At 71.6% G+C, this 24,360-nt stretch carries 20 protein-coding genes and 1 tRNA gene; 11 read left to right on the plus strand and 10 right to left on the minus strand.

All coding sequences use genetic code 11. The features are described from left to right. The first annotated feature begins 20 nt into the window (after positions 1-20). From ACWGJ5_RS20055 to ACWGJ5_RS20070, 4 genes are all read left to right on the plus strand, one after another. Positions 21-1,259, plus strand: a complete 1,239-nt coding sequence (locus tag ACWGJ5_RS20055; protein WP_453310996.1) for a low temperature requirement protein A — start codon at positions 21-23, stop codon at positions 1,257-1,259. A gap of 37 nt (positions 1,260-1,296) precedes the next feature. After that, positions 1,297-2,334 carry a P1 family peptidase gene (locus tag ACWGJ5_RS20060; protein ID WP_453310997.1) on the plus strand — a complete coding sequence of 346 codons (1,038 nt, stop codon included), beginning with the start codon at positions 1,297-1,299 and terminating at the stop codon, positions 2,332-2,334. 213 nt (positions 2,335-2,547) lie between these two features. Further along, entirely contained in the window at positions 2,548-3,765 is a 1,218-nt protein-coding gene (locus tag ACWGJ5_RS20065) for a L,D-transpeptidase (protein ID WP_453310998.1), read from the plus strand. A 157-nt stretch (positions 3,766-3,922) separates the two neighbouring features. After that, entirely contained in the window at positions 3,923-4,669 is a 747-nt protein-coding gene (locus ACWGJ5_RS20070) for a DUF6227 family protein (RefSeq protein ID WP_453310999.1), read from the plus strand. Between the two features lie 36 nt (positions 4,670-4,705). On the opposite strand, the gene ACWGJ5_RS20075 is transcribed toward ACWGJ5_RS20070, so the two are convergent. The 5 genes from ACWGJ5_RS20075 to ACWGJ5_RS20095 form a co-directional block, all read right to left on the minus strand. After that, the gene (locus tag ACWGJ5_RS20075) at positions 4,706-4,957 is read right to left on the minus strand and encodes a hypothetical protein (protein ID WP_453311000.1); all 252 of its coding nucleotides are present in this window, start codon (positions 4,955-4,957) and stop codon (positions 4,706-4,708) included. A gap of 119 nt (positions 4,958-5,076) precedes the next feature. Continuing rightward, positions 5,077-7,338 carry a PTS fructose transporter subunit IIABC gene (locus tag ACWGJ5_RS20080; protein ID WP_453311001.1) on the minus strand — a complete coding sequence of 754 codons (2,262 nt, stop codon included), beginning with the start codon at positions 7,336-7,338 and terminating at the stop codon, positions 5,077-5,079. A gap of 283 nt (positions 7,339-7,621) precedes the next feature. Continuing rightward, positions 7,622-8,569 (minus strand): 1-phosphofructokinase, encoded by a 948-nt coding sequence (gene pfkB / locus ACWGJ5_RS20085; protein WP_453311002.1) that lies wholly within the window; start codon positions 8,567-8,569, stop codon positions 7,622-7,624. Beyond that, positions 8,566-9,327: a DeoR/GlpR family DNA-binding transcription regulator gene (locus tag ACWGJ5_RS20090; protein ID WP_453311003.1), complete on the minus strand. Its 762-nt coding sequence runs from the start codon at positions 9,325-9,327 to the stop codon at positions 8,566-8,568. The genes pfkB and ACWGJ5_RS20090 overlap by 4 nt, the downstream gene beginning before the upstream one ends. Positions 9,328-9,521: 194 nt before the next feature. Further along, on the minus strand, positions 9,522-10,958 hold the full coding sequence (locus ACWGJ5_RS20095; protein WP_453311062.1) for an MFS transporter: 1,437 nt from the start codon (positions 10,956-10,958) through the stop codon (positions 9,522-9,524). Positions 10,959-11,194: 236 nt separating this feature from the next. On the opposite strand from ACWGJ5_RS20095, the gene ACWGJ5_RS20100 reads away from it, so the two are divergent. After that, positions 11,195-12,160, plus strand: coding sequence for a helix-turn-helix transcriptional regulator (locus ACWGJ5_RS20100; protein WP_453311004.1), 966 nt, complete (start codon positions 11,195-11,197; stop codon positions 12,158-12,160). A 40-nt stretch (positions 12,161-12,200) separates the two neighbouring features. On the opposite strand, the gene ACWGJ5_RS20105 is transcribed toward ACWGJ5_RS20100, so the two are convergent. Next, positions 12,201-12,998, minus strand: a complete 798-nt coding sequence (locus tag ACWGJ5_RS20105) for a TetR/AcrR family transcriptional regulator (RefSeq protein WP_453311005.1) — start codon at positions 12,996-12,998, stop codon at positions 12,201-12,203. Between the two features lie 161 nt (positions 12,999-13,159). Here ACWGJ5_RS20105 and ACWGJ5_RS20110 point away from each other — a divergent pair, with 161 nt between their 5' ends. After that, on the plus strand, positions 13,160-14,224 hold the full coding sequence (locus ACWGJ5_RS20110) for a MerR family transcriptional regulator (protein WP_453311006.1): 1,065 nt from the start codon (positions 13,160-13,162) through the stop codon (positions 14,222-14,224). A gap of 509 nt (positions 14,225-14,733) precedes the next feature. On the opposite strand, the gene ACWGJ5_RS20115 is transcribed toward ACWGJ5_RS20110, so the two are convergent. Then, positions 14,734-15,732 (minus strand): sigma-70 family RNA polymerase sigma factor, encoded by a 999-nt coding sequence (locus ACWGJ5_RS20115; RefSeq protein WP_228623280.1) that lies wholly within the window; start codon positions 15,730-15,732, stop codon positions 14,734-14,736. A gap of 192 nt (positions 15,733-15,924) precedes the next feature. On the opposite strand from ACWGJ5_RS20115, the gene ACWGJ5_RS20120 reads away from it, so the two are divergent. Continuing rightward, the gene (locus tag ACWGJ5_RS20120) at positions 15,925-16,500 is read left to right on the plus strand and encodes an N-acetyltransferase family protein (RefSeq protein ID WP_453311007.1); all 576 of its coding nucleotides are present in this window, start codon (positions 15,925-15,927) and stop codon (positions 16,498-16,500) included. Between the two features lie 52 nt (positions 16,501-16,552). Here ACWGJ5_RS20120 and ACWGJ5_RS20125 read toward each other — a convergent pair whose 3' ends face one another. Then, positions 16,553-17,344: a dioxygenase family protein gene (locus ACWGJ5_RS20125; protein WP_453311008.1), complete on the minus strand. Its 792-nt coding sequence runs from the start codon at positions 17,342-17,344 to the stop codon at positions 16,553-16,555. A 106-nt stretch (positions 17,345-17,450) separates the two neighbouring features. Here ACWGJ5_RS20125 and ACWGJ5_RS20130 point away from each other — a divergent pair, with 106 nt between their 5' ends. Continuing rightward, positions 17,451-17,960 (plus strand): MarR family winged helix-turn-helix transcriptional regulator, encoded by a 510-nt coding sequence (locus ACWGJ5_RS20130; RefSeq protein WP_453311009.1) that lies wholly within the window; start codon positions 17,451-17,453, stop codon positions 17,958-17,960. Positions 17,961-18,012: 52 nt separating this feature from the next. Here ACWGJ5_RS20130 and ACWGJ5_RS20135 read toward each other — a convergent pair whose 3' ends face one another. Both ACWGJ5_RS20135 and ACWGJ5_RS20140 read right to left on the minus strand, forming a co-directional pair. Beyond that, positions 18,013-19,569 (minus strand): MFS transporter, encoded by a 1,557-nt coding sequence (locus ACWGJ5_RS20135; protein WP_453311010.1) that lies wholly within the window; start codon positions 19,567-19,569, stop codon positions 18,013-18,015. A gap of 223 nt (positions 19,570-19,792) precedes the next feature. After that, positions 19,793-20,440, minus strand: a complete 648-nt coding sequence (locus tag ACWGJ5_RS20140; RefSeq protein WP_453311011.1) for a TetR/AcrR family transcriptional regulator — start codon at positions 20,438-20,440, stop codon at positions 19,793-19,795. A gap of 693 nt (positions 20,441-21,133) precedes the next feature. Here ACWGJ5_RS20140 and ACWGJ5_RS20145 point away from each other — a divergent pair. From ACWGJ5_RS20145 to ACWGJ5_RS20155, 3 genes are all read left to right on the plus strand, one after another. Then, positions 21,134-22,348, plus strand: coding sequence for a M6 family metalloprotease domain-containing protein (locus tag ACWGJ5_RS20145; protein ID WP_453311012.1), 1,215 nt, complete (start codon positions 21,134-21,136; stop codon positions 22,346-22,348). Positions 22,349-22,506: 158 nt separating this feature from the next. Beyond that, complete coding sequence (locus ACWGJ5_RS20150) at positions 22,507-24,129, plus strand: IclR family transcriptional regulator domain-containing protein (RefSeq protein WP_453311013.1); 1,623 nt, start codon at positions 22,507-22,509, stop codon at positions 24,127-24,129. An 81-nt stretch (positions 24,130-24,210) separates the two neighbouring features. Beyond that, a tRNA-Arg gene (locus ACWGJ5_RS20155) sits at positions 24,211-24,286 on the plus strand. The last annotated feature ends 74 nt before the right edge of the window (positions 24,287-24,360 follow it).

Raw genomic sequence — 24,360 nt, forward strand, 5'->3', positions numbered from 1 at the left:
TTTCTGGTGTGCTGAGAGGCATGACGTCGAGTTCCGCTCCGGCACCCGCCTCCTCGGGCGCACCCCAGTCCTCCGGACCGCTGCGACGGCTCGTCGCGCGCGAACGCGACGAGGCGCACCGGGTCTCCTCGCCGCTGGAGCTCTTCTTCGACCTGTGCTTCGTCGTGGCGATCGCGCAGGCCGGCATGCAACTGGTGCACGCCGTCACCCAGGGCCACGCGGGCGACGGAATCCTCGATTACGCCATGCAGTTCTTCGCCATCTGGTGGGCCTGGATGAACTTCACCTGGTTCGCCTCGGCGTACGACAACGACGACGCGCTCTACCGGGTCGTCACCCTGGTGCAGATCGCCGGCGTCCTGGTGCTGGCCGCAGGCATCTCCCGGGCCTTCCAGCATCACGACTACCTGGGGGTCTGGCTCGGCTACGTGATCATGCGGCTGGCGATGGCCGCGCAGTGGCTGAGGGCCGCGAGATCGGCCGAGGGCGCCGAGAGAACCGTGGCGCTGCGGTACGCGTGCGGCGTGCTCCTGTGCCAGGTCGGCTGGCTCGGGCTGTTGCTGCTGCCCGAGCCCGCGCGGCCCTGGGTGTTCCTGGTGATGGCGATCGCGGAGATGTGCGTGCCGCTGTTCGCCGAGAAGGAGCGCGAGACCTCCTGGCATCCGCACCACATCGCCGAGCGGTACGGCCTGTTCACCATCATCGTGCTCGGCGAGACGGTCGCCGCGGCGACCGGCGCCGTCAAGGGGGCCTTCGACGAGCACAACGCACTGGGCGAGCTGCTGCCGATCGCGGCGGGCGGGCTCCTGATCGTCTTCTCCGCGTGGTGGATCTACTTCGTGGTGCCCATCCACGGCCGCCTCCGCGCCAACGGCCAGGCGTTCCTGTGGGGTTACGGCCACTACCTGATCTTCTCCTCGGCCGCGGCGATCGGTGCGGGCCTGGAGGTGGCCGTGGAACACACGGTTGGCAAGACCCACATCTCCACGCTGTCCGCGGCGGCGGCCGTGACCCTGCCCACGGCGCTGTACCTGCTCGCCGTCTGGGCACTGCACTCGCGGCACTTCAAGGTCGGCATCGCCCAGCAACTGGTGCTGCCGGCCGCGGCGCTGCTGGTGATCTGCTGCACCTTCCTGGGCGACTGGGCCGCGTTCGCGGCGGGGCTGGTGTGCTCGGCCGCGGTCGCGACCGGAGTGACGCTGACGGCGCGCATGGTGAGCCGGGAGCGCACGGTGAGCGCGACCGCTCCCGCCGGCTGACTCCTCGCGGGCGCCTCGGCGGGCGAGACTGGCCTCCATGACAGTTGACGCAATCACGGACGTCGCCGGGGTGCGGGTGGGGCACGCCACCCGCAGCGGGGACGGCTGGCTCACCGGCACCACGGTCGTGCTCGCTCCGGAGGGCGGCGCGGTCGTCGCCGTGGACGTGCGCGGCGGCGGCCCAGGCACCAAGGAGACCGACGCGCTCGACCCGCGCAACGTGGTCCAGCGGGTCGACGCGGTCGTGCTGACCGGTGGCAGCGCCTACGGGCTCGACGCGGCGTCCGGCGTGATGGCCTGGCTGGAGGAGCAGCGGCGCGGAGTGCGGGTGGGGCCGGACCCCGCGCACGTCGTGCCGGTCGTGCCCGCCGCGTGCGTCTTCGACCTGGGGCGCGGAGGGCACTTCGGCGCGCGCCCGGACGCGGCGACGGGGCGTCGGGCGGTGGAAGCCGCGGCGGCGAGTACGCCGGGCGCCCCGGTGGTGCAGGGGTGCGTCGGGGCAGGGACGGGCGCCGTGGCGGGGCGCGTCAAGGGCGGCGTGGGCACCGCCAGCACGGTACTCGACTCGGGGATCACCGTGGCCGCGCTGGTGGTGGTGAACGCCGCGGGGTCGGTGATCGAGCCCGGGACGGGGGCGCTGTACGGGGAGTTGTGCCAGGGGCGGGTGGAGTATCCCGAGGAGCGCGTGCACGAAGCCGCGCGCCGGCGGCTCGACGAAAGCGCCGCCAAGAACGCGCCGCCTCCGCTCAACACGACGTTGGCGGTGGTCGCGACCGACGCGAGCCTCTCCAAGGCGCAGGCGCAGAAGCTGGCGGGCACCGCCCACGACGGGATCGCGCGCGCCGTACGACCGGTGCACCTCATGAACGACGGCGACACGGTGTTCGCGCTGGCGACCGGGGCGCACCCGCTCTCCGAGCACCCGCTGGAGCTCAACGGCATCCTCGCTGCCGGTGCGGATGCGGTGACGCGCGCGATCGTGCGGGGCGTACGCGCCGCCGAGTCGGTCGACGGACCCGGCGGAGTGTGGCCGTCGTACGGGGAGTTGTACGGGGCGAGGTACGGGGCGAGGTAGGGGGCCGGGGGCAAGGCAGGGGGTGCGGGCCGGGCGAGTGCGGCGGACCGGAGTCGGGGCGGAGCGACCGTCGCGCTCCCGGGCTTGAATTGTCGCGGTTCTGTCACGTGATGGCGTTCATGCGGATCTGGAGGGAACCTTCCCCGGCGCCGGTGCCCTCCTTCTTCACGCATGGGAACGGATCACGCACATCACACGAACCTGGAGCAGCCTGTGACAACGCCGGACATCGCAGCGCGGCGCGTACTGGGGGCCTGTGCCGCCCTGGTGGTCGGCAGCCTCACCCTGACCGCCTGCGGTGGCAGCGCCAACGCCACCGGCGACGGCAAGGACGGCAAGAACTCTCCCAAGACGTCCACGGCGAAGATCGCGATCTCGGCCAAGGACGGTTCGACCGACGCGTCCATCAACGCGACCGGCGTGAAGGTCAGTGACGGCAAGCTGACCGACGTGAAGATGACCGTGTCGGGGACGGGGCAGACCGTGTCCGGGGCGATATCGGCGGACGGCGGCAGCTGGAAGCCGAAGCAGCAGCTGGAGCGCGGGACGAAGTACGAGATCGACGCGACCGCGAAGGACGCCGACGGGCGCACCGCGGCGGCCAACTCCATCTTCACCACCGTGACGACGGCGAACAGCTTCATCGGCACCTACACGCCGGACAACGGCAGCACGGTCGGGGTCGGCATGCCGGTGTCGTTCACGTTCGACAAGTCGATCACCGACAAGAAGGCCGTGCAGTCGCACATCACGGTCAACTCCAGCAGCGGCCAGCAGGTGGTCGGCCACTGGTTCGGGGACCGGCGGCTGGACTTCCGGCCGCAGGACTACTGGAAGGCCGGCTCCAGGGTCACGATGCAGATCGCCCTGGACGGCGTCCAGGGCGCGAAGGGCGTCTACGGGGTACAGAAGAAGACCGTCTCCTTCACCATCGGGCGGTCACAGGTCTCCACGGTCGACGCCAACACCCAGACCATGACCGTCGTACGGGACGGCAAGACCGTCAAGACGATTCCGATCTCCACCGGCAGCCCGCAGCACACCACCTACAACGGGCAGATGGTGATCTCCGAGAAGTTCACACAGACCCGCATGGACAGCCGGACGGTCGGCCTCGGCGGCGAGTACAACATCCCGGACGTACCGCACGCGATGCGCCTGACGGACTCCGGCACCTTCATCCACGGCAACTACTGGTACAACCAGGGCAACCCGCCCTTCGGCCGCGAGGGCACCAGCCACGGCTGCGTCGGCATGGCCGACGTACAGGGCGCGCAGGGTGCCACACCCGCCAAGTGGTTCTACGACAACACGCTCGTCGGGGACGTCGTCATCGTGAAGAACTCCCCGGACACGACGGTGGCCCCGGACAACGGGCTCAACGGCTGGAACATGTCGTGGAGCGCCTGGACTGCCGGAAGTGCCGCCTGAGCGGCGGTTTTTGACACCACGTGGGGCCGTGCGGGAACTCTTCGCACGGCCCGCACGTTTTCCCGGCGTACGTTTTCTCGGTTCCCGGACATGATGTCCGACCGAGGGGCTACGGTATGCACCCACAAGGTGACATGCAGCAACGCCGGGAGATACCTTGAGCGTTCCGTACGAGACGGCAGCGTACGAACCAGCCGAGTCGCCCGAGTCTCCCGAGGAGCATCTCGAGCGACTCCTCGGCCGTGCCCTGAACTCCTTCGAGCTGCCCGACGAGGTCGTACGGCAGCTCGACTGCTCGCTGGCGCACGACAGTTCGCTGCACTCCGCGTATCACAGCGCGGGGCGGCACCGGGAGACGTACCGGCACACCTGGTTGCTCGCCGACGGCTCCGCGGTCACGCTGTGGGAGCTCGTGCACAACCCCACGCCGGGCGGCGCCCCGGAGAGCGAGGTGTACGCCGACGAGGAGGAGCTGGAGACGGCCACGGCACGGCTCGGGATGCCGCCGGAGACCCCGGAGTTCGAGCTGCCCGCACTGAGTCGGCTGTGGGCGATCCCGGAGCCCCGGCACATATTCGCCTCCGACGGTTCGGCGGACCACGCGCGCCGGCTTCTGCGCCGCGCGGAGAATCCGGACCGGCCCGGTGCAAAGACGGCGGCGCTGCTGGCGACGGCGACGGCGCACGAGATCACGCAGGCGTTCGGCCGCCCGGGGCGCGCCGGGCGCGCGGGACTGAGCTACGCGCTGTACGAGCACGCGTTCCTGCTGCCGGACGGCAGCGAGGTCTCCCTGTGGGAGGTCGAGCACACGGCGACGCCGGACGGGCGGCACATGTGCGAGGTGTACATGTCGGAGGACGCGGCCCGGGACGCCATGGAGCGGCGCGCGGCGCGCCAGGCATAGCGCGCGGCGAGCGGGCGGGTGCCGGCGCTTGTCCGGTCAGTGATCGCCGAGTCGCCGTATCAGCCCGGCGAAGGCGTCCTGTTCCGCGGGGGTCAGTTCCACCTTCTCCAGCGCGGGGCCGGCCTGCGGCTGGGACGGGAGGAAGGGCAGGTGAGCAGCCCGAAGCTCTCGCAGGGCCTCCGCACGGAAGCGGCGCAGCAGGCGTATGACGCCGATCGCCCACGCCACGCCGGCCAGGGCGAGGACGGCCGCGCCGGCCAACTGGAGAGTCGAGACATGCTCTGGCATACGCCCCAGTACACACCACAGTCCGGGACTTTGGTCCCGGACCGTGACGTATCTCGCAGGTGCCGTGAACAACTCACAGCGCGCCAAAGGGACAAGGCGTGGCGAAGGTGGTGCGGTGCTCAGGCCGCCACGGGCTGCTTGGTGTCCTTGGTCGTGGTGGTCTCGTTCCTGGCGGGGTCGGCGGCCGTGCTCTCCGGGGTCTGCTTGCGCATGCCCTTGAGGAGGACGACCAGGGCCGTGGTGGCGCAGACGCCGGCCGCGATGGCGATGAGGTAGAGGAACGGGTTGCCGATCAGCGGGATCACGAAGATGCCGCCGTGCGGAGCGCGCAGGGTGGCGCCGAAGGCCATCGACAGGGCGCCGGTGAGTGCGCCGCCGACCATCGCCGAGGGGATCACGCGCAGCGGGTCGGCCGCCGCGAACGGGATGGCGCCCTCGGAGATGAAGGAGGCGCCCAGGACCCAGGCGGCCTTGCCGTTCTCGCGCTCGGTCTGCGTGAACAGCCTGCCGCGCACGGTGGTGGCGAGGGCCATCGCCAGCGGCGGGACCATGCCGGCCGCCATCACCGCGGCCATGATCTTCATCGCGGAGTCGCTGGGGTTGGAGACCGCGATGCCGGCAGTGGCGAAGGTGTAGGCGACCTTGTTGACCGGGCCGCCGAGGTCGAAGCACATCATCAGGCCGAGCAGGGCGCCGAGCAGGATCGCGTTGGTGCCGGTGAGGCCGTTCAGCCAGTCGGTGAGACCCCTCTGCGCGCTGGCGATGGGCTTGCCGATGACGACGAACATCAGGAATCCGACGATCGCCGAGGAGATCAGCGGGATCACCACCACCGGCATGATGCCGCGCAACGCAGGGGGGATCCGCACCTTCTGGATGGCCATCACCACGCCACCGGCGATCAGACCGGCCGCGAGGCCGCCGAGGAAGCCCGCGTTGATGGTCAGTGAGATCGCGCCGCCGACGAAGCCGGGGACCAGGCCGGGCCGGTCGGCCATGCCGTAGGCGATGTAGCCGGCCAGGACCGGGACCAGGAAGCCGAAGGCCACGGCGCCGATCTGGAACAGCAGGGCGCCCCAGCTGTCGGCCTGGGTCCACACGAAGTGGTCCATCACCGACGGCGCCTTGTTGATCTTGTAGCCGCCGATCGCGAAGCCCAGGGCGATGAGGAGGCCGCCCGCGGCGACGAACGGAACCATGTAGCTCACGCCGCTCATCAACCACTTGCGGAGCCTGGTGCCGTAGCCCTCGGTGGAGTCGCCCGCGCGCTCGACCGGCGTACCGCCCGACGCGGGCGACGGTGCGCTCCTCTCGCCGCGCGCCGCCTTCGCGCGCACCTCCGTGATGAGTTCCGCGGGGCGGTTGATGCCCGCCTTCACTCCGACGTCGAGGGTCGGCTTGCCGGCGAAGCGGTCCTTGTCGCGTACGGGGACGTCGTGCGCGAAGATCACGGCGTCCGCCGCCGCGATCACCGCCGGGTCCAGCCGGGTGAAGCCGGCCGAGCCCTGTGTCTCGACGACGAGTTCGACGCCCGCCTCGCGTCCCGCGTTCTCCAGGGACTCGGCCGCCATGTAGGTGTGCGCGATGCCGGTCGGGCAGGAGGTGACGGCGACGATACGGAAGGGGCGTCCGCCGGAGTCCGCAGCGGAGCCGGCGCCCGCGGGGGTCGTCTGCGCCGGGGCGGATGCGCCCGGCGCCTGCGCCGTGGTGCCCGCCGCGGCGTCGGCGGAGGCCGCCACCGACGCCGCAGCGGAGTCTTCGGATGCGCCCGCGACGCTCGCAGCGCCCACGGCGCCCTGCGGGGCGCCCTGAGCAACGCCCGCCGCAGTGTTCGCGCCCGCGCTCACCTCCACGCCCTCGGCGCTCGCCGCGCGGCCCGCGCCCTCGCTCACGCCAGTGCTCTCCTCGGAAGACGTCGGCGCCTGCGCCGTACTCGGCGTCTCGTCCCCGCGGATCAGCGCCGCCGCCGTCTCCGCGTCGGCCACCGCGCGCAGCGCCGAGGTGAAGTCGGAGTTCATCAGCTGGCGGGCCAGTGAGGAGAGGATCGTGAGGTGGGCGTCGTCGGCACCGGCCGGAGCCGCGATCAGGAAGATCAGGTCGGCCGGGCCGTCCGCGGCGCCGAAGTCGATGCCCGCGGCGCTGCGGCCGAAGGCGAGGCTCGGCTCGGTGACATGGGCGCTGCGGCAGTGCGGTATGCCGATGCCGCCGTCGAGGCCGGTCGGCATCTGCGCCTCACGGGCGGCCACGTCGGCGAGGAAGCCCCCCAGGTCGGTCACCCGGCCCTGGGCAACCATGCGCTCGGCGAGGGCGCGCGCCGCCGCTTCCTTGCTGTCGGCGGACAGGTCGAGATCGACCAGGTCCGCGGTGATCATGTCGCTCATCGCGGGCTCCTATGCACGCGTATCGCCCGGGGAGAGGGGTGGGCGAAAAGGGGGACGGGGGTGCGGTGGGGGGATGAGGTGGTGCGGGAGGCGAGGCCGGGGAAACCCTGCCTCCCCGGGGCGGTACGGCGGCTGTGCCGGCCGCGCCACCCGGGGGCAGCGGCCAGTAACGGGGAGCCTCGCCGCTTCGAGGCAGGCCGGGTGGACGCGTCCTGGGCTGCGGACGCGGTGCAAGCGCCCTGCCGCCGGGTGCCGGGGCGGGGGCCGCGGAGCGCGAAGGCGTTCATGACGCCGGCTCCGTCAGTTCGCGGTCGAGCGGGATCTCGGCCGTGACGGTCACCGCCGACGGATCCAGGTCGGCGGGGGTCGGCATGACGCTGCCGGGGAGCTGGACGGCGGCGGCTCCGTGGGCGACGGCGGACGCGAGGGCCTCGGGGCCGGTGCCGCCGGCGGTCAGGAAACCGGCGAGGGAGGAGTCGCCGGCGCCGACGTTGCTGCGGACGGCGTCCACCCGCGCGGTGGCGAACCATGCGCCCGCGTCCTCCACGAGGAGCTGCCCGTCGGCGCCGAGGCTCGCGAGCACGGCGCGCGCGCCCATGCCGCGCACCTCCTCGGCCGCCTTCAGCGCGTCGCCCACGGTCGCCAGGGGGCGCCCGACGGCTTCCGCGAGTTCCTCGGCGTTCGGCTTCACCACGTCGGGCCGCGCGCGCAGCGCCTCCAGCAGCGCACGCCCCGAGGTGTCCAGCGCGATACGCGCGCCCCCAGCGTGCGCCCGCGTGACGACGTCGGCGTACCACGAGGGCGCGAGCCCCCGGGGCAGGCTGCCGCAGCACGCGATCCAGTCGGCGTCGCGGGACTGCTCGCGCACGGTGTCCAGGAGGAGCTCCTGCTCGGACTCCGAGAGCTCGGGCCCCGGCGCGTTGATCTTCGTGAGTACCCCGTCCGACTCCGCGAGCGCGATGTTCGAGCGGGTGGCTCCGGCGATCGGGACCGGCGCGACCTCGATGCCCTGCGCGTCGAGCAGGTCGGCGATGAGCGCCCCCGGCGCACCACCCAGAGGCAGAACGGCGACCGTGCGCCGGCCGCCGGCCGCGACGGCGCGCGAGACGTTCACACCCTTGCCGCCGGGGTCCATGCGCTCGGTCTCGGCACGGATGACCTCGCCGCGCTTCAGGGCCTGGACCTCGTAGGTGCGGTCGAGGGAGGGGTTGGGGGTGACGGTGAGGATCATGCGCGCACTACTTCCGTGCCGCCGCGCTCGATCGCGGCGGCGGCTTCCGGGCTCAGCCCGTTGTCGGTGATCAACAGGTCCACGTCGCTCAGGTCACCGAAGCGGGCGAAGTGCTCCTGGCCGTGCTTGGCGGAGTCGGCCAGCAGCACCACGCGCCGGGCGGCGGCGACCGCGGCCCGCTTGACCGCGGCCTCGGCGAGGTCCGGGGTGGTCAGGCCGTGCTCGGCGGAGAAGCCGTTCGCCGCCACGAACAGCACGTCGGCGCGGATCTCGCCGTACGCGCGGAGCGCCCAGGCGTCCACGGCGGCGCGCGTACGGTGCCGTACGCGCCCCCCGACCAGGTGGAGCTGGATGCCCGGATGGTCGGCGAGGCGGGCGGCGATGGGCAGGCTGTGCGTGACGACGGTCAGGGTGGCCTCGAGCGGGATCGCGGCGGCGACCCGGGCGACCGTGGTGCCGGCGTCGAGGATCATCGTGCCCTCGGTCGGCAGTTCGCCGAGGGCCGCCTTGGCGATGCGGTCCTTCTCGTCGGCTGCGGTGGACTCGCGCTCGGTGAGGTCCGGTTCGAAGTCGAGGCGGCCGACCGGGATGGCACCGCCGTGCACCCGGCGGACGAGGCCGGCGCGGTCGAGGGCCTTCAGATCGCGGCGGATCGTTTCCGCCGTGACCTGGAACTCCTCGGCGAGCGACAGCACGTCCACCCGGCCGCCGTCACGTGCGAGCCGGAGGATCTCCTGCTGCCGTTCCGGTGCGTACATCTCGTTGGCCTCCGCCTGGCTGTCCGTTCACTTCTGAGTGATGCCCGAACGTGTGGTTTCGGTCTGAGGCTACGCCCGGATTTCCGGAAAGTAAACAGGTTCGGACTTCAACCGGGCGTGATCGGACTTCCGGGAGTGTCCGGAACAGCAGAGGGGCCCGGCACCATGTCGTGCCGGGCCCCTGTCGTGCCCGGTCAGGGCACCAGTTCCGGTTCCCGCCCCAGTGCGGGCAGCTCCGCTTCGGCGTCCTCCTCATGGTGCGCCGGCCGCTTCGGCAGGGCGGACATCAGCAGGAAGATCGCGCCCATGATCCCGGCGACCCACCACAGGGCGTGCTGGAAGGCGTGCACGAAGGCCGGGCCGACCTGGGCCGGGGCCAGCCGGTCGCCGATCTCACCGAAGAAGACCACCGACACGAGCCCCAGGCCGAGCGCGTTGCCCATCTGCTGCACCGTGTTGATCAGTCCGGACGCGGACCCGGCGTGCTCGCGCGGCACCTCCGACAGCACCGCGTCCGTCAGCGGGGCGACGATCAGCCCCATCCCGGCACCCATCACGACCAGCGGCAGGGCCATCTGCCAGGAGGCGATGGCGAGGCCGTACCGGTGCGCCTCCCAGAGGTAGAGCAGTACGCCCGCGGCCATGACCAGCGCGCCCGCCTGGAGCACCTTCCGCCCGAACCTCGGGACGAGCTTCTGCACCGACATCCCGGCCGCCGTCGACACCGCGAGGGAGAACGGCACACCGGTCAGCCCGGCCCGCAGCGGCGTCCAGCCCAGGCCGATCTGCATGTACAGCGTCCAGACCAGGAAGAAGATGCCGAGCGCGACCCCGAAAACGGTCTGCACGGCGATGCCCGCGGCGAAGCTCTTCACCCGGAAGAGGGACAGTTCGACGAGCGGGGAACCGTCCCTGGCCGCCTTCCGTTTTTCGTACGACACCAGCGCCGCGAAGACGACGAGCGCGCCGGCCATGCAGAGGTACCCCCACAGCGGCCAGCCCAGCTCGCGGCCGCGGGTGAGCGGGTAGAGCAGCATCAGCAGGCCCAGCGAGACCAGGGCGACACCGACGAGGTCCAGTTTCAGCGCCTTGGGGGCCTTCGATTCGGTGATGAAACGGCGTCCGAGCAGCCAGGCCAGGATGCCGACGGGGAGGTTGATGAGGAAGATGGGCCGCCATTCGAGCCCGAAGAGGTTCCACTCCGTCAGGAGAGCGCCGAGCAGCGGTCCGGAGACCGCGCCCAGGCCGACGATCGCGCCGAACAGGCCGAACACCTTGCCGCGTTCATGGGCCGGGAAGGTGGCGTGCACGATCGACAGCACCTGCGGCACCATCATCGCCGCCATACCGCCCTGCAGGATGCGGGAGGCGACCAGCATCTCCGGGTTCGCGGCGAAGCCGCACAGGGCGGAGGCGAGGGTGAAGCCGCCGATACCGAGCAGGAACAGCCGTTTGCGGCCATGGATGTCGCCGAGACGTCCGCCGGTGATGAGGGCTGCGGCGAAGGCAAGGGCGTAGCCCGCGGTTATCCACTGGATCTGGCTGACCGACGCGTGGGCGCTCCGCTGGATGGACGGGATGGCGATATTGACGATCGTCACGTCGACCAGGTCCATGAAGGCGGCGGCCATGACGATGGTCAGGGCCAGCCAGCGGGTTCGGTCGGGGGTGGGTTCGGGCAGCGCCGTGGCGCTGGGTGCGGTCTCCTGGGTGCCGGTCGTCCGGGGCTTGTCGTGCCCCGCGGCGGGGCCGCTGATCGACGCGGTTTCGCGCCCCTGGAGTGTCTTGTCGTCGCCGTGGGTCATGCGCTCAAGGTAGGAGGCCATTAGGTCAGATCGTGTCCTACTTGTGCGGCATCCTCGTACTCATGACGACAGACACCCCGGCACGGCTGTTGCAGCTCCTCTCCCTGCTCCAGACCCCCCGTGAGTGGCCCGGCGGTGAGCTGGCCGAGCGGCTCGGGGTGTCCCGGCGTACCGTGCGGCGGGACATCGACCGGTTGCGGGAGCTGGGCTATCCCGTGCAGGCCAGCAAAGGGGCCGACGGCGGATACCGGCTGGTCGCCGGCAAGGCGCTGCCGCCGCTGGTGCTGGACGACGAGGAGGCGGTGGCGATCGCGGTGGGGCTGCGGGCCGGTGCCGGGCACGCGGTGGAGGGCGTGGACGAGGCGTCCGTACGGGCCCTGGCCAAGCTGGAGCAGGTACTGCCGGCCCGGCTGCGCCACCGGGTGTCCACGCTCCAGGCCGCGACGACACCGCTGACCAGTGGGGACGGGCCGACCATCGCGCCGGAGACGCTGACCGTGATGGCCTCCACGGTGGCGGGGCACGAGCGGCTGAGGTTCGCCTACCGCGACAAGGACGGCAGCGAGTCACGGCGGCTGACCGAACCGCACCGACTGGTGTCGACCGGGCGCCGGTGGTACCTCGTCGCCTACGACCTCGACCGCGCCGACTGGCGGACCTTCCGGGTGGACCGGGTGAGCGAGCCGTTCGCGACCGGAGTCCGCTTCGCGCCACGGGAGTTGCCGGCCGGAAGCGCGGCGGAGTACCTGCGGCAGTCCATCCACCGGCGGCAGGAGACGTACGGGTTCGAGGTGCGGTTCGCCGCGCCGGCGGAGCAGGTCTCCGCGCGCCTGTCGGCGTGGCTCGGGGTACCGGAGGACGACGGCGCGGGCGGTTGCGTGCTGCGGGGCACCTCCGGTGATCCGCTGGAGTGGCTGGCGGTGCGGCTGGCGATGACGGGGTACGAGTTCACGGTCGGAGGGCCGAGTGAACTGGCGGAAAACATAAGGGAGTTGGGCGGTCGACTGAGTCGGGCCGGGGGCGGGTGAACTCGAGGAGGCCGCCGAGGCAGGGTCGTTCGGTGACGGACTAGGGCCTGGCGTTGCTCCAGCCGAAGTCCCGCAGGGACGCGAGGTTGCGCAGCGCCAGGGCCGCGGGGCCTTCCGGACCGGTGGGCGGGGAGGAGGTGGCGGCCCAGGACTCCACGGCCACGCGGACGGCGGCGCCGGCGACGGCCGCGGCGAAACGGAGGTCGGGGGTGACCGGTGCGGGGGGTATGGGTTCCGGGGCAAGGTTGTTGCGCCCACCAGGGCGCCCATCGCACCCGTCGCGCCTATCGCACCCATCGTGCTCACCGTGCCCGTAAGCGCCAGTTGACGCGATCCGGTTCGCGAGGATCTCGGCCAGGGTCTGCTCGGACGCCTGGCAGACCTCTGCCCAGACCTTGCGCAGGGCGGGGCTGGCGTCGGCCAGGCGGATCAGGGTGCGGACCCATTCCCAGGACGCCGCCGAGACACCGACACCGGGGGTGAAAGTGTGCCGTACGGCGTGCTCCAGGGCCTCGGGAACACCGAGGTGGGCCGGGGCCGAGCGGACCGCTTCCGTCCAGCGCTGGGCGCCCGCCCCGTAAAGGGGGGCCACCGCTTCCTCCTTGGTGGCGAAGTAGCGGTAGAAGGTGCGCGGCGCGATGCCGGCGGCCTGTGCGATGTCCTCGGCGCGGGTCGCCCGCAGGCCCTGGCGGACGAACAGGGCGGCCGCCGCCCGGGCGATCTCCGTGCGGGTCTCGGCCTTCCGGCGTTCGGTCAGTGAGACCGGCGCGGAGGCGGAAGGCGGCTGGTGGGCGGTGCCGGGGGTGGTACTGGGGTTGGTGCCGGGGGTGGTGCTCACTCCGGCAGGCTATGCCCATGTGGCAGAATCTGCCATCCGACGGTCCACCCCGGGGTTCAGGTACGGGGTGGGCCGTCGTTCCAGGATGTCCGAGTGCCCCCACCGGCCCACCACCCGTGCAGACTTGAGTCTCCCGCAAGGGGAGACCGGAAGGTGGGCTCATGCACGGCGGCACCTCTCACTCGCACGGCGACACCTCTCACTCCGGCGTCTCGCACTCCGGCGTCTCGTACTCCATCGGTGAGCTGGCCCGGCGTACCGCGCTGTCGGTCAAGACGATCCGCTTCTACTCGGATCAGGGTCTCGTGGTGCCGGCGAGCCGTACCCCGGCCGGTTACCGCCGCTACGGACCCGAGGCGGTCGCCCGGCTGGCGCTCGTACGCACGCTGCGCGAACTCGGCCTCGGCCTGGATGTGATCCGGCGGATCGTGGACCGGCCGCTGTCCCTCGGCCGGGTCGCGGCGGAGCAGGCTGCCGCACTGGACGTGCAGATCAGTGTGCTGCGCCTGCGCCGGGCGGTGCTGTCCGCCGTGGCGGCCAGGCGTGACCCGACCCTCGAGGAGATGGAGCTCATGCACCGGTTGGCGACCCTGTCCGAAGCGGAACGGCGACGCCTGATCGACGGTTTCCTGGACGCCGTATTCGAGGCGCCGCTCCGGCCCTCCCCGGCCGAAGTACCCGAGCCGTCCGAGGTGCCCGGCCCCTCCCCGGCCGACGTGTCCCACCGGGCCGAGGCCGGGCTTCGGCGTTCTCTCACCCCCGAGTTGCCCGACAACCCGGCCGAGGAGCAGGTGACGGCATGGGTGGAGCTGGCCGAGCTGTCGCTGGACGACGGGTTCCGTGCGGCCGTACGAGGCCTGGTCCAGGAGCAGGCCAGAAACCGGCGCGGGGCCGAGGGCGGAGTCGGCATGCCGCCCGTGCCGGATGTCGTCGCTGTCGCCCGGGATGTCGTGGACCACGCCCTGGCCTCCGGTACCAGGCCCGAGGCACCGGAAGCGGACCCCGTCGTCGCGGCCCTCGTCACCCGGTGTGCCCGCGCCTGCGGGCACGCCGGCCCCGCCGAGCCGCACGCATGGCTGGTCCAACGCCTCGAAGCCGCGCGCGAACCCCGCAGGGACACCTATCTCCGCCTGCTGGCCCTCGTCAACGGCTGGCCGGCCCCGGAGCCGGTGACCCCGGTGATCGACTGGGCGGCCGCAGCGCTGCGCGCGCGGGTGGTGGCCTGATGACAACGTTCGGACAGGGATGGCCGGTTGATGGGCGCGGTCCGGGGGACCCGCAACTCACCTGCGATCAGGCACATACGGACGGGGGCACACCTGGACACACATGAAGCCGGGCCCCGGCACCCGGGGGGGATGGGTGCCGAAGCCCGGCTGGGAAGGTCCCGGCGCCGGGGGGGATGTGCGTCGGGACCTGGCTGTGTGGCTCGGGTCGTACGGGTGGGCGCGTGGGGTCGGCCCGTCTGCGCGGTGCGTGGGGAGTGCGGTTCCGAGGCCTGGCTGCTGTGGGGCCCGGAAGGGTTGTTCCCGCGGGCCCGGGAGTTGAAGCGATGGGACCGCGCCATGTTTGCGCCGCCTTCCGTCACCGGCGTGCGCTCCCTCAGGCACCGTACGCCCACAGGCACCACAGGTTGCCGACCGCCGCGCCCCGCCTCACCCCACAGGCAACCCCCTCACAGCACCGGCACGGCACGGGCACGGGCCCGCACCGACACCGGCACGCCGCAACTTCCTTACGCCGCCGCGTCGAAGCCGGTCTGGCGGGCCAGCTTCTTCAGTTCGAGCAGAGCGTGCTTCTCGATCTGGCGGATGCGTTCGCGGGTCAGGCCGTGCTCCTTGCCGACCTCGGTCAGGGTGCGCTCGCGGCCGTCCTCGATGCCGTACCGCATCTTGATGATGGAGGCCGTGCGCTGGTCCAGGCGGCCGATCAGGTCGTCCAGTTCCTCGCTGCGGAGCAGGGTGAGCACCGACTGCTCGGGCGAGATCGCGGACGTGTCCTCCAGCAGGTCGCCGAACTGGGTCTCGCCCTCGTCGTCCACCGACATGTTCAGCGAGACCGGGTCGCGGGCCCAGTCGAGGACGTCGATGACGCGCTCCGGGCTGGCGCCCAGCTCCGCAGCGATCTCCGCGGGCTCCGGGTCGCGGCCGTGCTCACGGTTGAACTCCCGCTGCACGCGGCGGATACGGCCCAGCTCCTCCACCAGGTGGACGGGGAGCCGGATGGTGCGGGACTGGTCGGCGATGGACCGGGTGATGGCCTGACGGATCCACCAGGTGGCATACGTCGAGAACTTGAAGCCCTTGCGGTAGTCGAACTTCTCGACCGCGCGCACCAGGCCGGCGTTGCCCTCCTGGATCAGGTCGAGCAGGGGCAGACCGCTACGCGGGTAGCGCCGGGCCACCGCCACGACCAGGCGGAGGTTGGAGCGGATGAAGACGTCCTTCGCCCGCTCACCGGCGGCCACCAGGGCCTCCAGCTCCTCGCGGGAGGCGTCCGCGGCCGACTCCTCCTCACCGTCGAGGATCTGCTGCGCGAAGACACCCGCCTCGATGGTCTGGGACAGCTCGACCTCCTTGGCGGCGTCGAGCAGCGGCGTGCGCGCGATCTCATCGAGGTACATGCCGACCAGGTCGCGGTCCGCGATCTCGCCGCCATGGGCGCGAACACTGCTTGCCGAGTCGACCGTCTCGCCGGTGGCGGACTGACGACGGGCGACGGCACGGGTTGCCATGCGTGCTCCCTTGCGATGGTGGGCTGGCGGGTGGTCCTGCTGAACGCTCGGCATCGGGGGAGGGTCTGTGGCGACTCTCTCCGAGTGCCCTGCATCCGTGGGAAACAACGACTGGAATCCGGACAGAATTCCCAACCCGTCCCCCAATTTTTCTGATCATGCAGTACCCTGTCCGCCACGCGGGGAGGCCAGATGCCGACGGAACGCACAGAGGTGCAGGTCAGGCCGGGAGCCGAGGGGGATCTCGACTCCCTCACGGCGATCTACAACCACTACGTACGCGAGACGGCGATCACTTTCGATACCGCGATCTTCACTCCGGAAGAGCGCCGCCCTTGGCTGCTCTCCCACCCGGAAGACGGCCCGCACCGCCTGATGGTTGCCACGGACGCGCGGTATGAATCTGGTACAGCGGCGCGAAGCGCCTCGTTGAGGGGTGGCGGCCGGGAGACGGGTGGGCAGATTCTGGGCTACGCCACATCCAGCCCTTACCGGCCGAAGCCCGCGTACGTCACATCCGTGGAGGTCTCGGTCTACGTCGCCCCGGATGCCGGCCGTCGCGGGATCGGGTCGCTCCTCTACGACGCCCTGTTCAAGTCCCTGGGTGACGAGGACGTGCACCGCGCCTACGCCGGGATCGCCCAGCCCAACGAGGCCTCCGAGCGGCTGCACGCCCGCTTCGGCTTCCGGCATGTCGGCACGTACCGCGAGGTCGGCCGCAAGTTCGGCCGCTACTGGGACGTGGCCTGGTACGAGAAGGAGCTGTGATCCACGGCGCCCTCACTCGCCCTCACTCGCCATCACTCACCCTCACTCGCCCTCATCCGAACTGCACGGACCGCTTCGCCATTCCCATCCAGAACCCGTCGATCACCGACTTCTGCGCATCCAGCTCGCCCCCGGCCTCCGCCGCGCCCATGGTGACGAAGAGCGGGGCGAAGTGTTCGGTGCGCGGGTGGGCGTAGCGGCCGGCCGGGGCCTTGTCCAGGAAGTCCAGCAGGGCGTCCCAGTCCCGGGCCTCCAGGGCGCGGCGGCCCCAGTCGTCGAACTCGGAGGACCAGCTGGGGACGCCGTGGCCCGCGTACCGCAGGGCGGCGAGGTTGTGGGTGAAGAAGCCGGAGCCGACGATCAGCACGCCCTCGTCGCGCAGCGGCGCGAGCCTGCGGCCGATGTCCATCAGGCGCACCGGGTCCAGCGTGGGCATGGATATCTGCAGGACGGGGATGTCGGCGGCGGGGAACATCTCGACGAGGGGGACGTAGGCGCCGTGGTCGAGGCCGCGGTCGGGGATGTCCTGGACGGGGGTGCCGGGGGCGCGCAGCAGCTTGCGGACGGACTCGGCGAGCCCGGGCGCGCCGGGGGCGGCGTACTGCACCCGGTAGTAGTGCTCGGGGAAGCCCCAGAAGTCGTACACGAGGGGGACGGTCTCCACCGCGCCCAGCGCGAGCGGGGCCTCCTCCCAGTGGGCGGAGACCATCAGGATCGCCTTCGGCCTGGGCAGGCCCGCGGACCAGGCGGCGAGCTGGCCGGGCCAGACGGGGTCGTCGGCGAGCGGCGGGGCGCCGTGGCTGAGGTACAGGGCGGGCATGCGCTCCGGGCTGCTGGTGGACATGGCGGCGACTCCCGTGGGCCGAGTTTGCTTTAACTCTCAAGTTCTGCGCTCAACCGTACGCCCGACTTGTTCAACTTTCAAGGAGCTGCCTCGTACAGTGGGACCCATGAACACGGCATCCGACTCCGCCGCACGGCCCCGCTGGCTCACCAACGAGGAACAGCGCATCTGGCGTGCCTACCTGCACGCCACCACCCTGCTGGAGGACCACCTCGACCGGCAGCTGCAGCGCGACGCGGGCATGCCGCACATCTACTACGGCCTGCTCGTCGGCCTCGCCGAGGCCCCTCGCCGCCGGCTGCGGATGACCGAACTGGCGATGCAGGCGAAGATCACCCGCTCCCGGCTGTCGCACGCGATCGCGCGGCTGGAGAAGAACGGCTGGGTGCGCCGCGAGAACTGCCCCTCCGACAAGCGCGGCCAGTTCGCGGTGCTCACCGACGAGGGCGCCGAGGTGCTGGCGCGCGCCGCGCCCGGCCATGTGGCGGCCGTACGGCAGGCGCTGTTCGAGCGGCTCAGCCCCGAACAGCAAAAGGCCCTCGGCGCGATCATGGAGATCGTCGCCGAGGGCCTCCAGCCCGATGAAGCGGGTGCGGACCTGCCCTGGCTCCGCTAGATCAGCGCACGGCCACGCTGGATCAGTACACGGCCACGTGCCGTACGGCCGGTCAGTGGGCCACCACCGGCACCGGCACCTCGTCCTCGACGCCCTCGCCGGAGATCACCTCGGTGGTGCCCGGGCGGCCGGCGTTGACGAAGGTGAAGGCGATCAGGGCGGCGAGGCCCAGGATGCCGACGGCGAACCAGATCGCCGCGGTGTAGCCGTGCACCAGGCCCTGCAGCTGGACCAGTTGCTGCTGCGGCTTGGCGGCCGCACCGGCGATGTGGTCCTTGACGTACGACGTCGTCGCGGAGGCGGCGATCGTGTTCAGCAGGGCGGTGCCGATCGCGCCGCCCACCTGCTGCGAGGTGTTGACCATCGCGGAGGCGACGCCCGCGTCCCGGGGCTCGACGCCCATGGTGGCCAGGGACATGGCCGGCATGAACGCCGTACCCATACCGAGACCCAGGAGCAGCATCGCGGGCAGCAGCAGCGTGAGGTAGGAGGAGCCGATCTCCAGCTGGGTCAGCAGCAGCATGCCCACGCCGGCGACCAGGAAGCCGGGGCCCATCAGCCGCCGGGCCGGGATCCGGGTCATCAGCCGGGCGCCGATCTGGGTGGAACCGGTGATCATGCCCGCGATCATCGGCAGGAACGCGAAGCCGGTCTTGACCGGCGAGTAGCCCTTCACGACCTGGAGGTAGTAGGTCAGGAAGAGGAACAGGCCGAACATGCCGATGATCGCGAGGCCGAGGGAGAGGTAGATGCCACCGCGGTTGCGGTCGGTCACCACGCGCAGCGGCAGCAGCGGGGCCTTGACCCGGGACTCGACCGCCACGAAGGCGAGCAGCAGCACCGCGGCCGCGATGAACATGGACACGGTGATCGCGTCGCCCCAGCCGTCGGACTCGGCACGCGTGAAGCCGTACACCAGCGCGACCAGGCCGAGCGTGGACAGCAGGACGCCCGGGATGTCCAGCGGGTTGCGGTTGCGGCCGCCCTCGGGCTCACGGATGACGAAGTAGGCACCGGCCGCAGCGACGATGGCGAACGGGATGTTCACGAAGAAGGTCCAGCGCCAGTTCAGGTACTCGGTGAGGAAACCGCCGAGGATCAGGCCGACGGCACCGCCGCCGCCCGCGATGGCGCCGTAGATGCCGAACGCCTTGGCGCGTTCCCTGGCGTCGGTGAACATCACGGCGAGCAGCGACAGCGCGGCCGGGGCGAGCAGGGCGCCGAAGACACCCTGGAGGGCGCGGGCACCGAACATCATCGCCCCGGAGGTGGCGGCACCACCGAGCGCGGATGCGGCGGCGAAGCCGGCCAGACCGGTGACGAAGGCGCGCTTGCGGCCCCACAGGTCGGCGATCCGGCCGCCGAAGAGCAGCAGACCGCCGAAGGCGAGGGCGTAGGCCGTGACGACCCACTGCCGGTTGCCGTCGGATATGCCGAGGTCGCTCTGGGCGGAGGGGAGGGCGATGTTCACGATGGTGGCGTCGAGGACGACCATCAGCTGGGCGAGCGCGATGAACACGAGCGCCTTCCAGCGGTTGGCGTCGCCGGCACGCGCGGCGACGCCGGTCGGCGCGGTGGCGCCGGGAGCCTTGCGGGCTGTTTCGGACATGGAGGTACCCACTTCGGGACTTCGTGACGGAAAGTGACGGGAAGTGACGGGAAAAGTGATGGAAGAGTGCAATAAATCGGCTGTGCCGTACGCAGCCGCAGGGATGGACCGGGATCGGCAGCCGAACTAATCGGTCAAGGACTCGCGCAGGCATCGGTCTGATCGGTCAGGGACTCGCGCAAGCGATCGGTCTGATGGGTCAGGGACTCGCGCGGCTAATCGGTCAGCACTCGCGCAGCTCCTTGATGGTCACGGCCGTGCCCGGCAGGGCGGAGCGGGCGGGCGCCCGCAGGCCGTCGAGGAACAACTGAAGGTGGCGGTGGACAAAACGGTCGCCGCGCAGGCAGTCCGTGCCGGCCGGGGGCCGGCTCAGCTGGGCCACGACGATCAACAGGTCGCCGACGCCGACGTCGGGCCGGAGCTGCCCGGCCGCCTTGGCCCGGCCCATGACCTCCTCGACGAGCTGCTCGACCCGCTCACGGGAGGCCTCCAGGTCGGGGTGGTACTGGTCGAAGGTGCTGGAGATCATCGGGCACAGCGCGCTGATCCGCTCGTCGGCGGCGACGTGCACGAAGTGCTCCAGCGCGGCGAAGGCGTCCCCCGTCTCGGCGAGGGCCACCTCGGCCGCCTCGGCCGTCCGGTCCATGACGGAGCAGACGACCTCGCGGACGAGGGCCTCGCGGTCGGGGAAGTTGCGGTACACCGTGGCGTTGCCGACACCGGCCCGGCGGGCGATCTCGTCGAGCGGCACGTCCGGGCCGTGTTCGACGAACATCTCCCGGGCGGCGGTGACGATCCGCTCCCGGTTGCGCACGGCGTCGGCGCGGGGCCGGGGCACCTTGCGCAGTACGGGGGTGGTCGCGGTCGGCACGGTGGACTCCTCTGATGCGATGTGGACGCGGTTCCGGACGCAACGCGGTCCGGACGGGGTTCGGAAGCGAGGCTCGGAATCGATGGGGGCGATCCGGGGAAGCAGTCCCCGTTTCGCTCGGACACAGGACTAAACGGGGAGAGGTTCCCCGGTTATTTCCCGCCCGCGAAAAGAACCTCTGTGACCTGAGACACACTCCTCTCCGGCCGGGATTCACCCTCGTGCGGACCGGCATTCCCACGATCGGTCTCCTCCAGCGCGCGCCCCGCACCCCACCGACACAGGGTGAGCGCAAGGGTGCAGCCGGAGACTGGCGGCTGCCGCGGAGCGAAGGGTCCATGCATGCAGCCGCAGCCGCCCCGCCGCATACCCCTTCCCCAAGAAAGCACCGCCGGCGGAGCCCTTCCCCAGGAATGCCCCGCCACGGGAGAGCCTCCCCGGGAACCCCCCACCACCGGAGGGCCTCCCCAGCAACCCCCCACCACCGGAGCGCTTACCCAGGGACGCCCCACCACCCGGGCACTTCCGCACGGGCATCCCTCCACCGGAGCACTTCCGCACGGGCACCCCTCCACCGGAGCACTTCCGCACGGGCACCCCTCCACCGGAGCGGTGCAGGGGCGCTCCGCCCGCGCAGGCCGGTCGCACGTACGCCGTCGCATACGTCCGCGCCGGGCGGCCGCTCTCGCCTCGGTGACCGCACTGACCCTGGCGGTCGGCACCTCGGCCGGGACCGGACACCTGACGGCGCCCACCACCGCCGGGCCCATCGGAACGGCCCGCTCCGCCCTCGCCCCCTGCGCGGTCCAGGGAAGCGTCGAGGTCCAGATGACCGAGGGCATACCCACCCCGCACGGCTACGCCCACTCCACGGGCACGCTCCACGCCCTGACCCTGATGGTCGACTTCTCCGACGCCCCCGGGCAGGGCAGCGCCATGGACCGCTTCCACGAGTTCTTCCCGCAGACCCAGGACTGGTTCCGCACCGCGTCGTACGGCCGCCTCGACTACCGGCCGGAGACTCCGATCACCACCTGGCTGCGGATGCCCAAGCCCTTCAAGGGGTACGGCATAGAGCGCGGCGCCCCCTTCGACCCCGGCTACCGGCAGCTGGTGCGGGACATCGTGGCCGCCGCCGACCCGGTGGTGGACTTCCGCTCGTACGACATCCTCAACGTCCTGATCACCCCCAACGCCGGCCCCACCGCCCTGGACACGGTCCTGTCCGTGACCTTCGCCGGCAACGGCGACGCCCCGGTCGCCGACGGCATCCCCATCTCCAACGCGTCCTTCATCTACTCCCGCCAGGACGACGGCTCCGGCTCCCTCTCCCACACCGGCTACCGGGTGCTCCCGCACGAGAACGGCCACACCTTCGGCCTGCCCGACCTGTACACACAGGACGGCGGGGGCGCGGTAGGGCACTGGGACATCATGAGCGAGGACTGGGGGGCCAACAACGATCTGCTCGGCTGGCACAAGTGGAAGCTGGGCTGGCTGGACGGCTCCCAGGTGGGCTGCGTGGCGGCGCGTAGCAGCGTCGAGTACGACCTGACACCGCTGTACAAGCGGGGCGGCGGGAAGCTGGTCCTCGTCCCCGTCGACGCGCGGAGTTCGTACGTGCTGGAGGTGCGCGAGCAGGGCGGCAACGACGAGGTCGTGTGCCGGCCCGGTGTGCTGATCTACAAGGTGGACGGCACGATCGACACCGGCCGCGGACCGGTCACGGTCTACGACAGCCACCGGGGCAGCGGCGGCTGCACCCGCAGCCCCAACGTCCACGCAGAACTCTCCGACGCCCCCTTCTCCCCCGGTGAGACCTTCAAGGACCCCGGCCACGGCATCACCGTCCAGGTGGTCAGCAGGGACGTGGACGGGAACTACCGGGTACGGGTGACGAGGAAGTAGAGGCGTCGGGCACTCCTCGGGCACTCCTCGGGCTCGCATCGGGCTCGCATCGGGCTCGTATCGGGCTCGTATCGGGCTCTCTACGGGGGACGGGCGCCGGGTGGCGGTCTACCGTAGGCGTGCCCGTATGCCGTACCGGAGAGCCGATGCCCGCGCCGATGCCCGCGAAGACCGCACTTGATGCCGACGCCGCCCGTGTCGAAGCGGCGCCTCCGGACGAGGCGGTCGGTCCGTTGGTGCGTGGGGTCGGGGTGCTGCGGCGGCTGACCGAGGCGGGCGGCACGCTCAGCCCGAGCGCGCTGGAACGGGCCACGCGCCTCGCCCGCTCCACGGTCGACCGCATCACCGCGACCCTCTCCCGCATGGGCTACGTCCGCCTGGACGGCCGGGACGTCGTACTGGCTCCCCGCGTCATGGAACTGGGCAACGCCTACCTGGCCGCCCTGCGGCTGCCCGCGCTGCTCGGCGCCCACGCCGACGCCCTGGCCGACGAGCTGGACGAGTCGGTGTCGCTCGCGGTCGCCGACCTCGACGGCATCCGTTTCATCCACCAGGCCACCCGCCGCCGCGCGATGTCCGTCAGCTTCCGCATCGGCGACCTGCTCCCGGCCGAACGCACCGCGCCGGGCCCGCTGTTCGCGACCGAGTGGACCGAGCCGGACTGGACACGCTGGCGCGCCCGGCGCGCCGCGGACCCGACGGACGCGACGTTCCCCGCCATACCGCCCCTCCACCCGCCCGCCGACGACGCCGCCTTCGTGGAACGGGTGGAGCGGGCGCGCCGGGACGGCTGGGCGGTGGACGACCAGCTGATCGAACCGGGCCTGGTCGCGGTCTCCGTACCCGTACGGCACCCCGGCACCAGCCGCGTGGCCTGCGTGGCGAGCGTGGTCAGCCACACCAGCCGCCACTCGGCGACCGACCTGCGCACCGCTCTCCTCCCCCGCCTTCGTACGGCGGTGACGGCGATGGAGTCCGTCCTGCGCACGGCACCGCCGCCCGAGCCGGGGCCACCCCCCGCGGGCCTCGCGACCTGGACGACGGCGTCCAAACACCAGCTGGGCCGGGACTTCGTGGAGTCCCTGGCGCGCGGCCTGACCGTGCCGGCCGCCTTCGGCGAGGGCCGCTCGGCGCTGTCCCTGAGCGAGGTGGCACGCGCGACCGGCCTGGCCCGGGCCACGGCCCGCCGCGCACTGCTCACCCACGAACACCTGGGCCTGGTGCGCGCGCACCCCGACCGCACCTTCGCCCTCACCCCCCGCGTCCTCGACCTCGGCTTCCCTCCCCTGTCCCGCGCCACACTCCCCCGCCTGGCCGAGCCCCACCTCCGCTTGCTGGCGGACCGGTTGCACGAGCCGACGGCGCTGGCGGTGCTCACGCCCGACGGCACGGAGATCCAGTACACGGCCGGAGCGAGCGCGAGCCGTGTCCTCACGGTCCACATCACCGTCGGCGCCCGCCTGCCCGCCGCCGAGACCTCCCTCGGCCGAGTCCTCCTGGCGGACACCACGACTCCCCACCCCCCGGCCCTCGCCGAGGTCCGGGCCCGGGGATACGCCCTGGTCGACGAGGAACTGGAGTCGGGCCTGCGATCCATCGCCGTACCGGTACGGGACCGGGCCGGCCGCACGGTCGCCGCCCTGAACGTCGCCACCCACGCAGCCCGCCGCACCCTCGAGGACTGCGTCCACCAGATCCTCCCCAGCCTGCGCACCACCGCCGACCACATCGAGTCAGACCTCCGCACAGCCTCCCGCTTCACCCACATCCCCGCATCCTGACCCCCACCTCCCCAGCCCGCCGTACAGCACCGCCCCACCCGCTACACTGTCGGCGGTGGCTCCATCACCACCGATCGCAATGCCTTCGTAGCTCAGGGGATAGAGCACCGCTCTCCTAAAGCGGGTGTCGCAGGTTCGAATCCTGCCGGGGGCACCAGGCAAAAGGCCCCGGACCGATCATGGTCCGGGGCCTTTGACATCTACTTTTGACATCAACGCGGGTGGTCGCGG

It is taken from the genome of Streptomyces sp. NPDC054783 (assembly GCF_053611725.1).

Excerpts from the sequence above, each read along its gene's own strand:
- ACWGJ5_RS20055 (WP_453310996.1), top strand. The coding sequence starts at position 21 with ATGACGTCGAGTTCCGCTCCGGCACCCGCCTCCTCGGGCGCACCCCAG.
- ACWGJ5_RS20060 (WP_453310997.1), top strand. The coding sequence starts at position 1,297 with ATGACAGTTGACGCAATCACGGACGTCGCCGGGGTGCGGGTGGGGCAC.
- ACWGJ5_RS20075 (WP_453311000.1), bottom strand. The coding sequence starts at position 4,957 with ATGCCAGAGCATGTCTCGACTCTCCAGTTGGCCGGCGCGGCCGTCCTC.
- ACWGJ5_RS20080 (WP_453311001.1), bottom strand. The coding sequence starts at position 7,338 with ATGAGCGACATGATCACCGCGGACCTGGTCGATCTCGACCTGTCCGCC.
- pfkB (WP_453311002.1), bottom strand. The coding sequence starts at position 8,569 with ATGATCCTCACCGTCACCCCCAACCCCTCCCTCGACCGCACCTACGAG.
- ACWGJ5_RS20090 (WP_453311003.1), bottom strand. The coding sequence starts at position 9,327 with ATGTACGCACCGGAACGGCAGCAGGAGATCCTCCGGCTCGCACGTGAC.
- ACWGJ5_RS20095 (WP_453311062.1), bottom strand. The coding sequence starts at position 10,958 with ATGGCCGCCGCCTTCATGGACCTGGTCGACGTGACGATCGTCAATATC.
- ACWGJ5_RS20100 (WP_453311004.1), top strand. The coding sequence starts at position 11,195 with ATGACGACAGACACCCCGGCACGGCTGTTGCAGCTCCTCTCCCTGCTC.
- ACWGJ5_RS20110 (WP_453311006.1), top strand. The coding sequence starts at position 13,160 with ATGCACGGCGGCACCTCTCACTCGCACGGCGACACCTCTCACTCCGGC.
- ACWGJ5_RS20115 (WP_228623280.1), bottom strand. The coding sequence starts at position 15,732 with ATGGCAACCCGTGCCGTCGCCCGTCGTCAGTCCGCCACCGGCGAGACG.
- ACWGJ5_RS20120 (WP_453311007.1), top strand. The coding sequence starts at position 15,925 with ATGCCGACGGAACGCACAGAGGTGCAGGTCAGGCCGGGAGCCGAGGGG.
- ACWGJ5_RS20125 (WP_453311008.1), bottom strand. The coding sequence starts at position 17,344 with ATGTCCACCAGCAGCCCGGAGCGCATGCCCGCCCTGTACCTCAGCCAC.
- ACWGJ5_RS20130 (WP_453311009.1), top strand. The coding sequence starts at position 17,451 with ATGAACACGGCATCCGACTCCGCCGCACGGCCCCGCTGGCTCACCAAC.
- ACWGJ5_RS20135 (WP_453311010.1), bottom strand. The coding sequence starts at position 19,569 with ATGTCCGAAACAGCCCGCAAGGCTCCCGGCGCCACCGCGCCGACCGGC.
- ACWGJ5_RS20150 (WP_453311013.1), top strand. The coding sequence starts at position 22,507 with ATGCCCGCGAAGACCGCACTTGATGCCGACGCCGCCCGTGTCGAAGCG.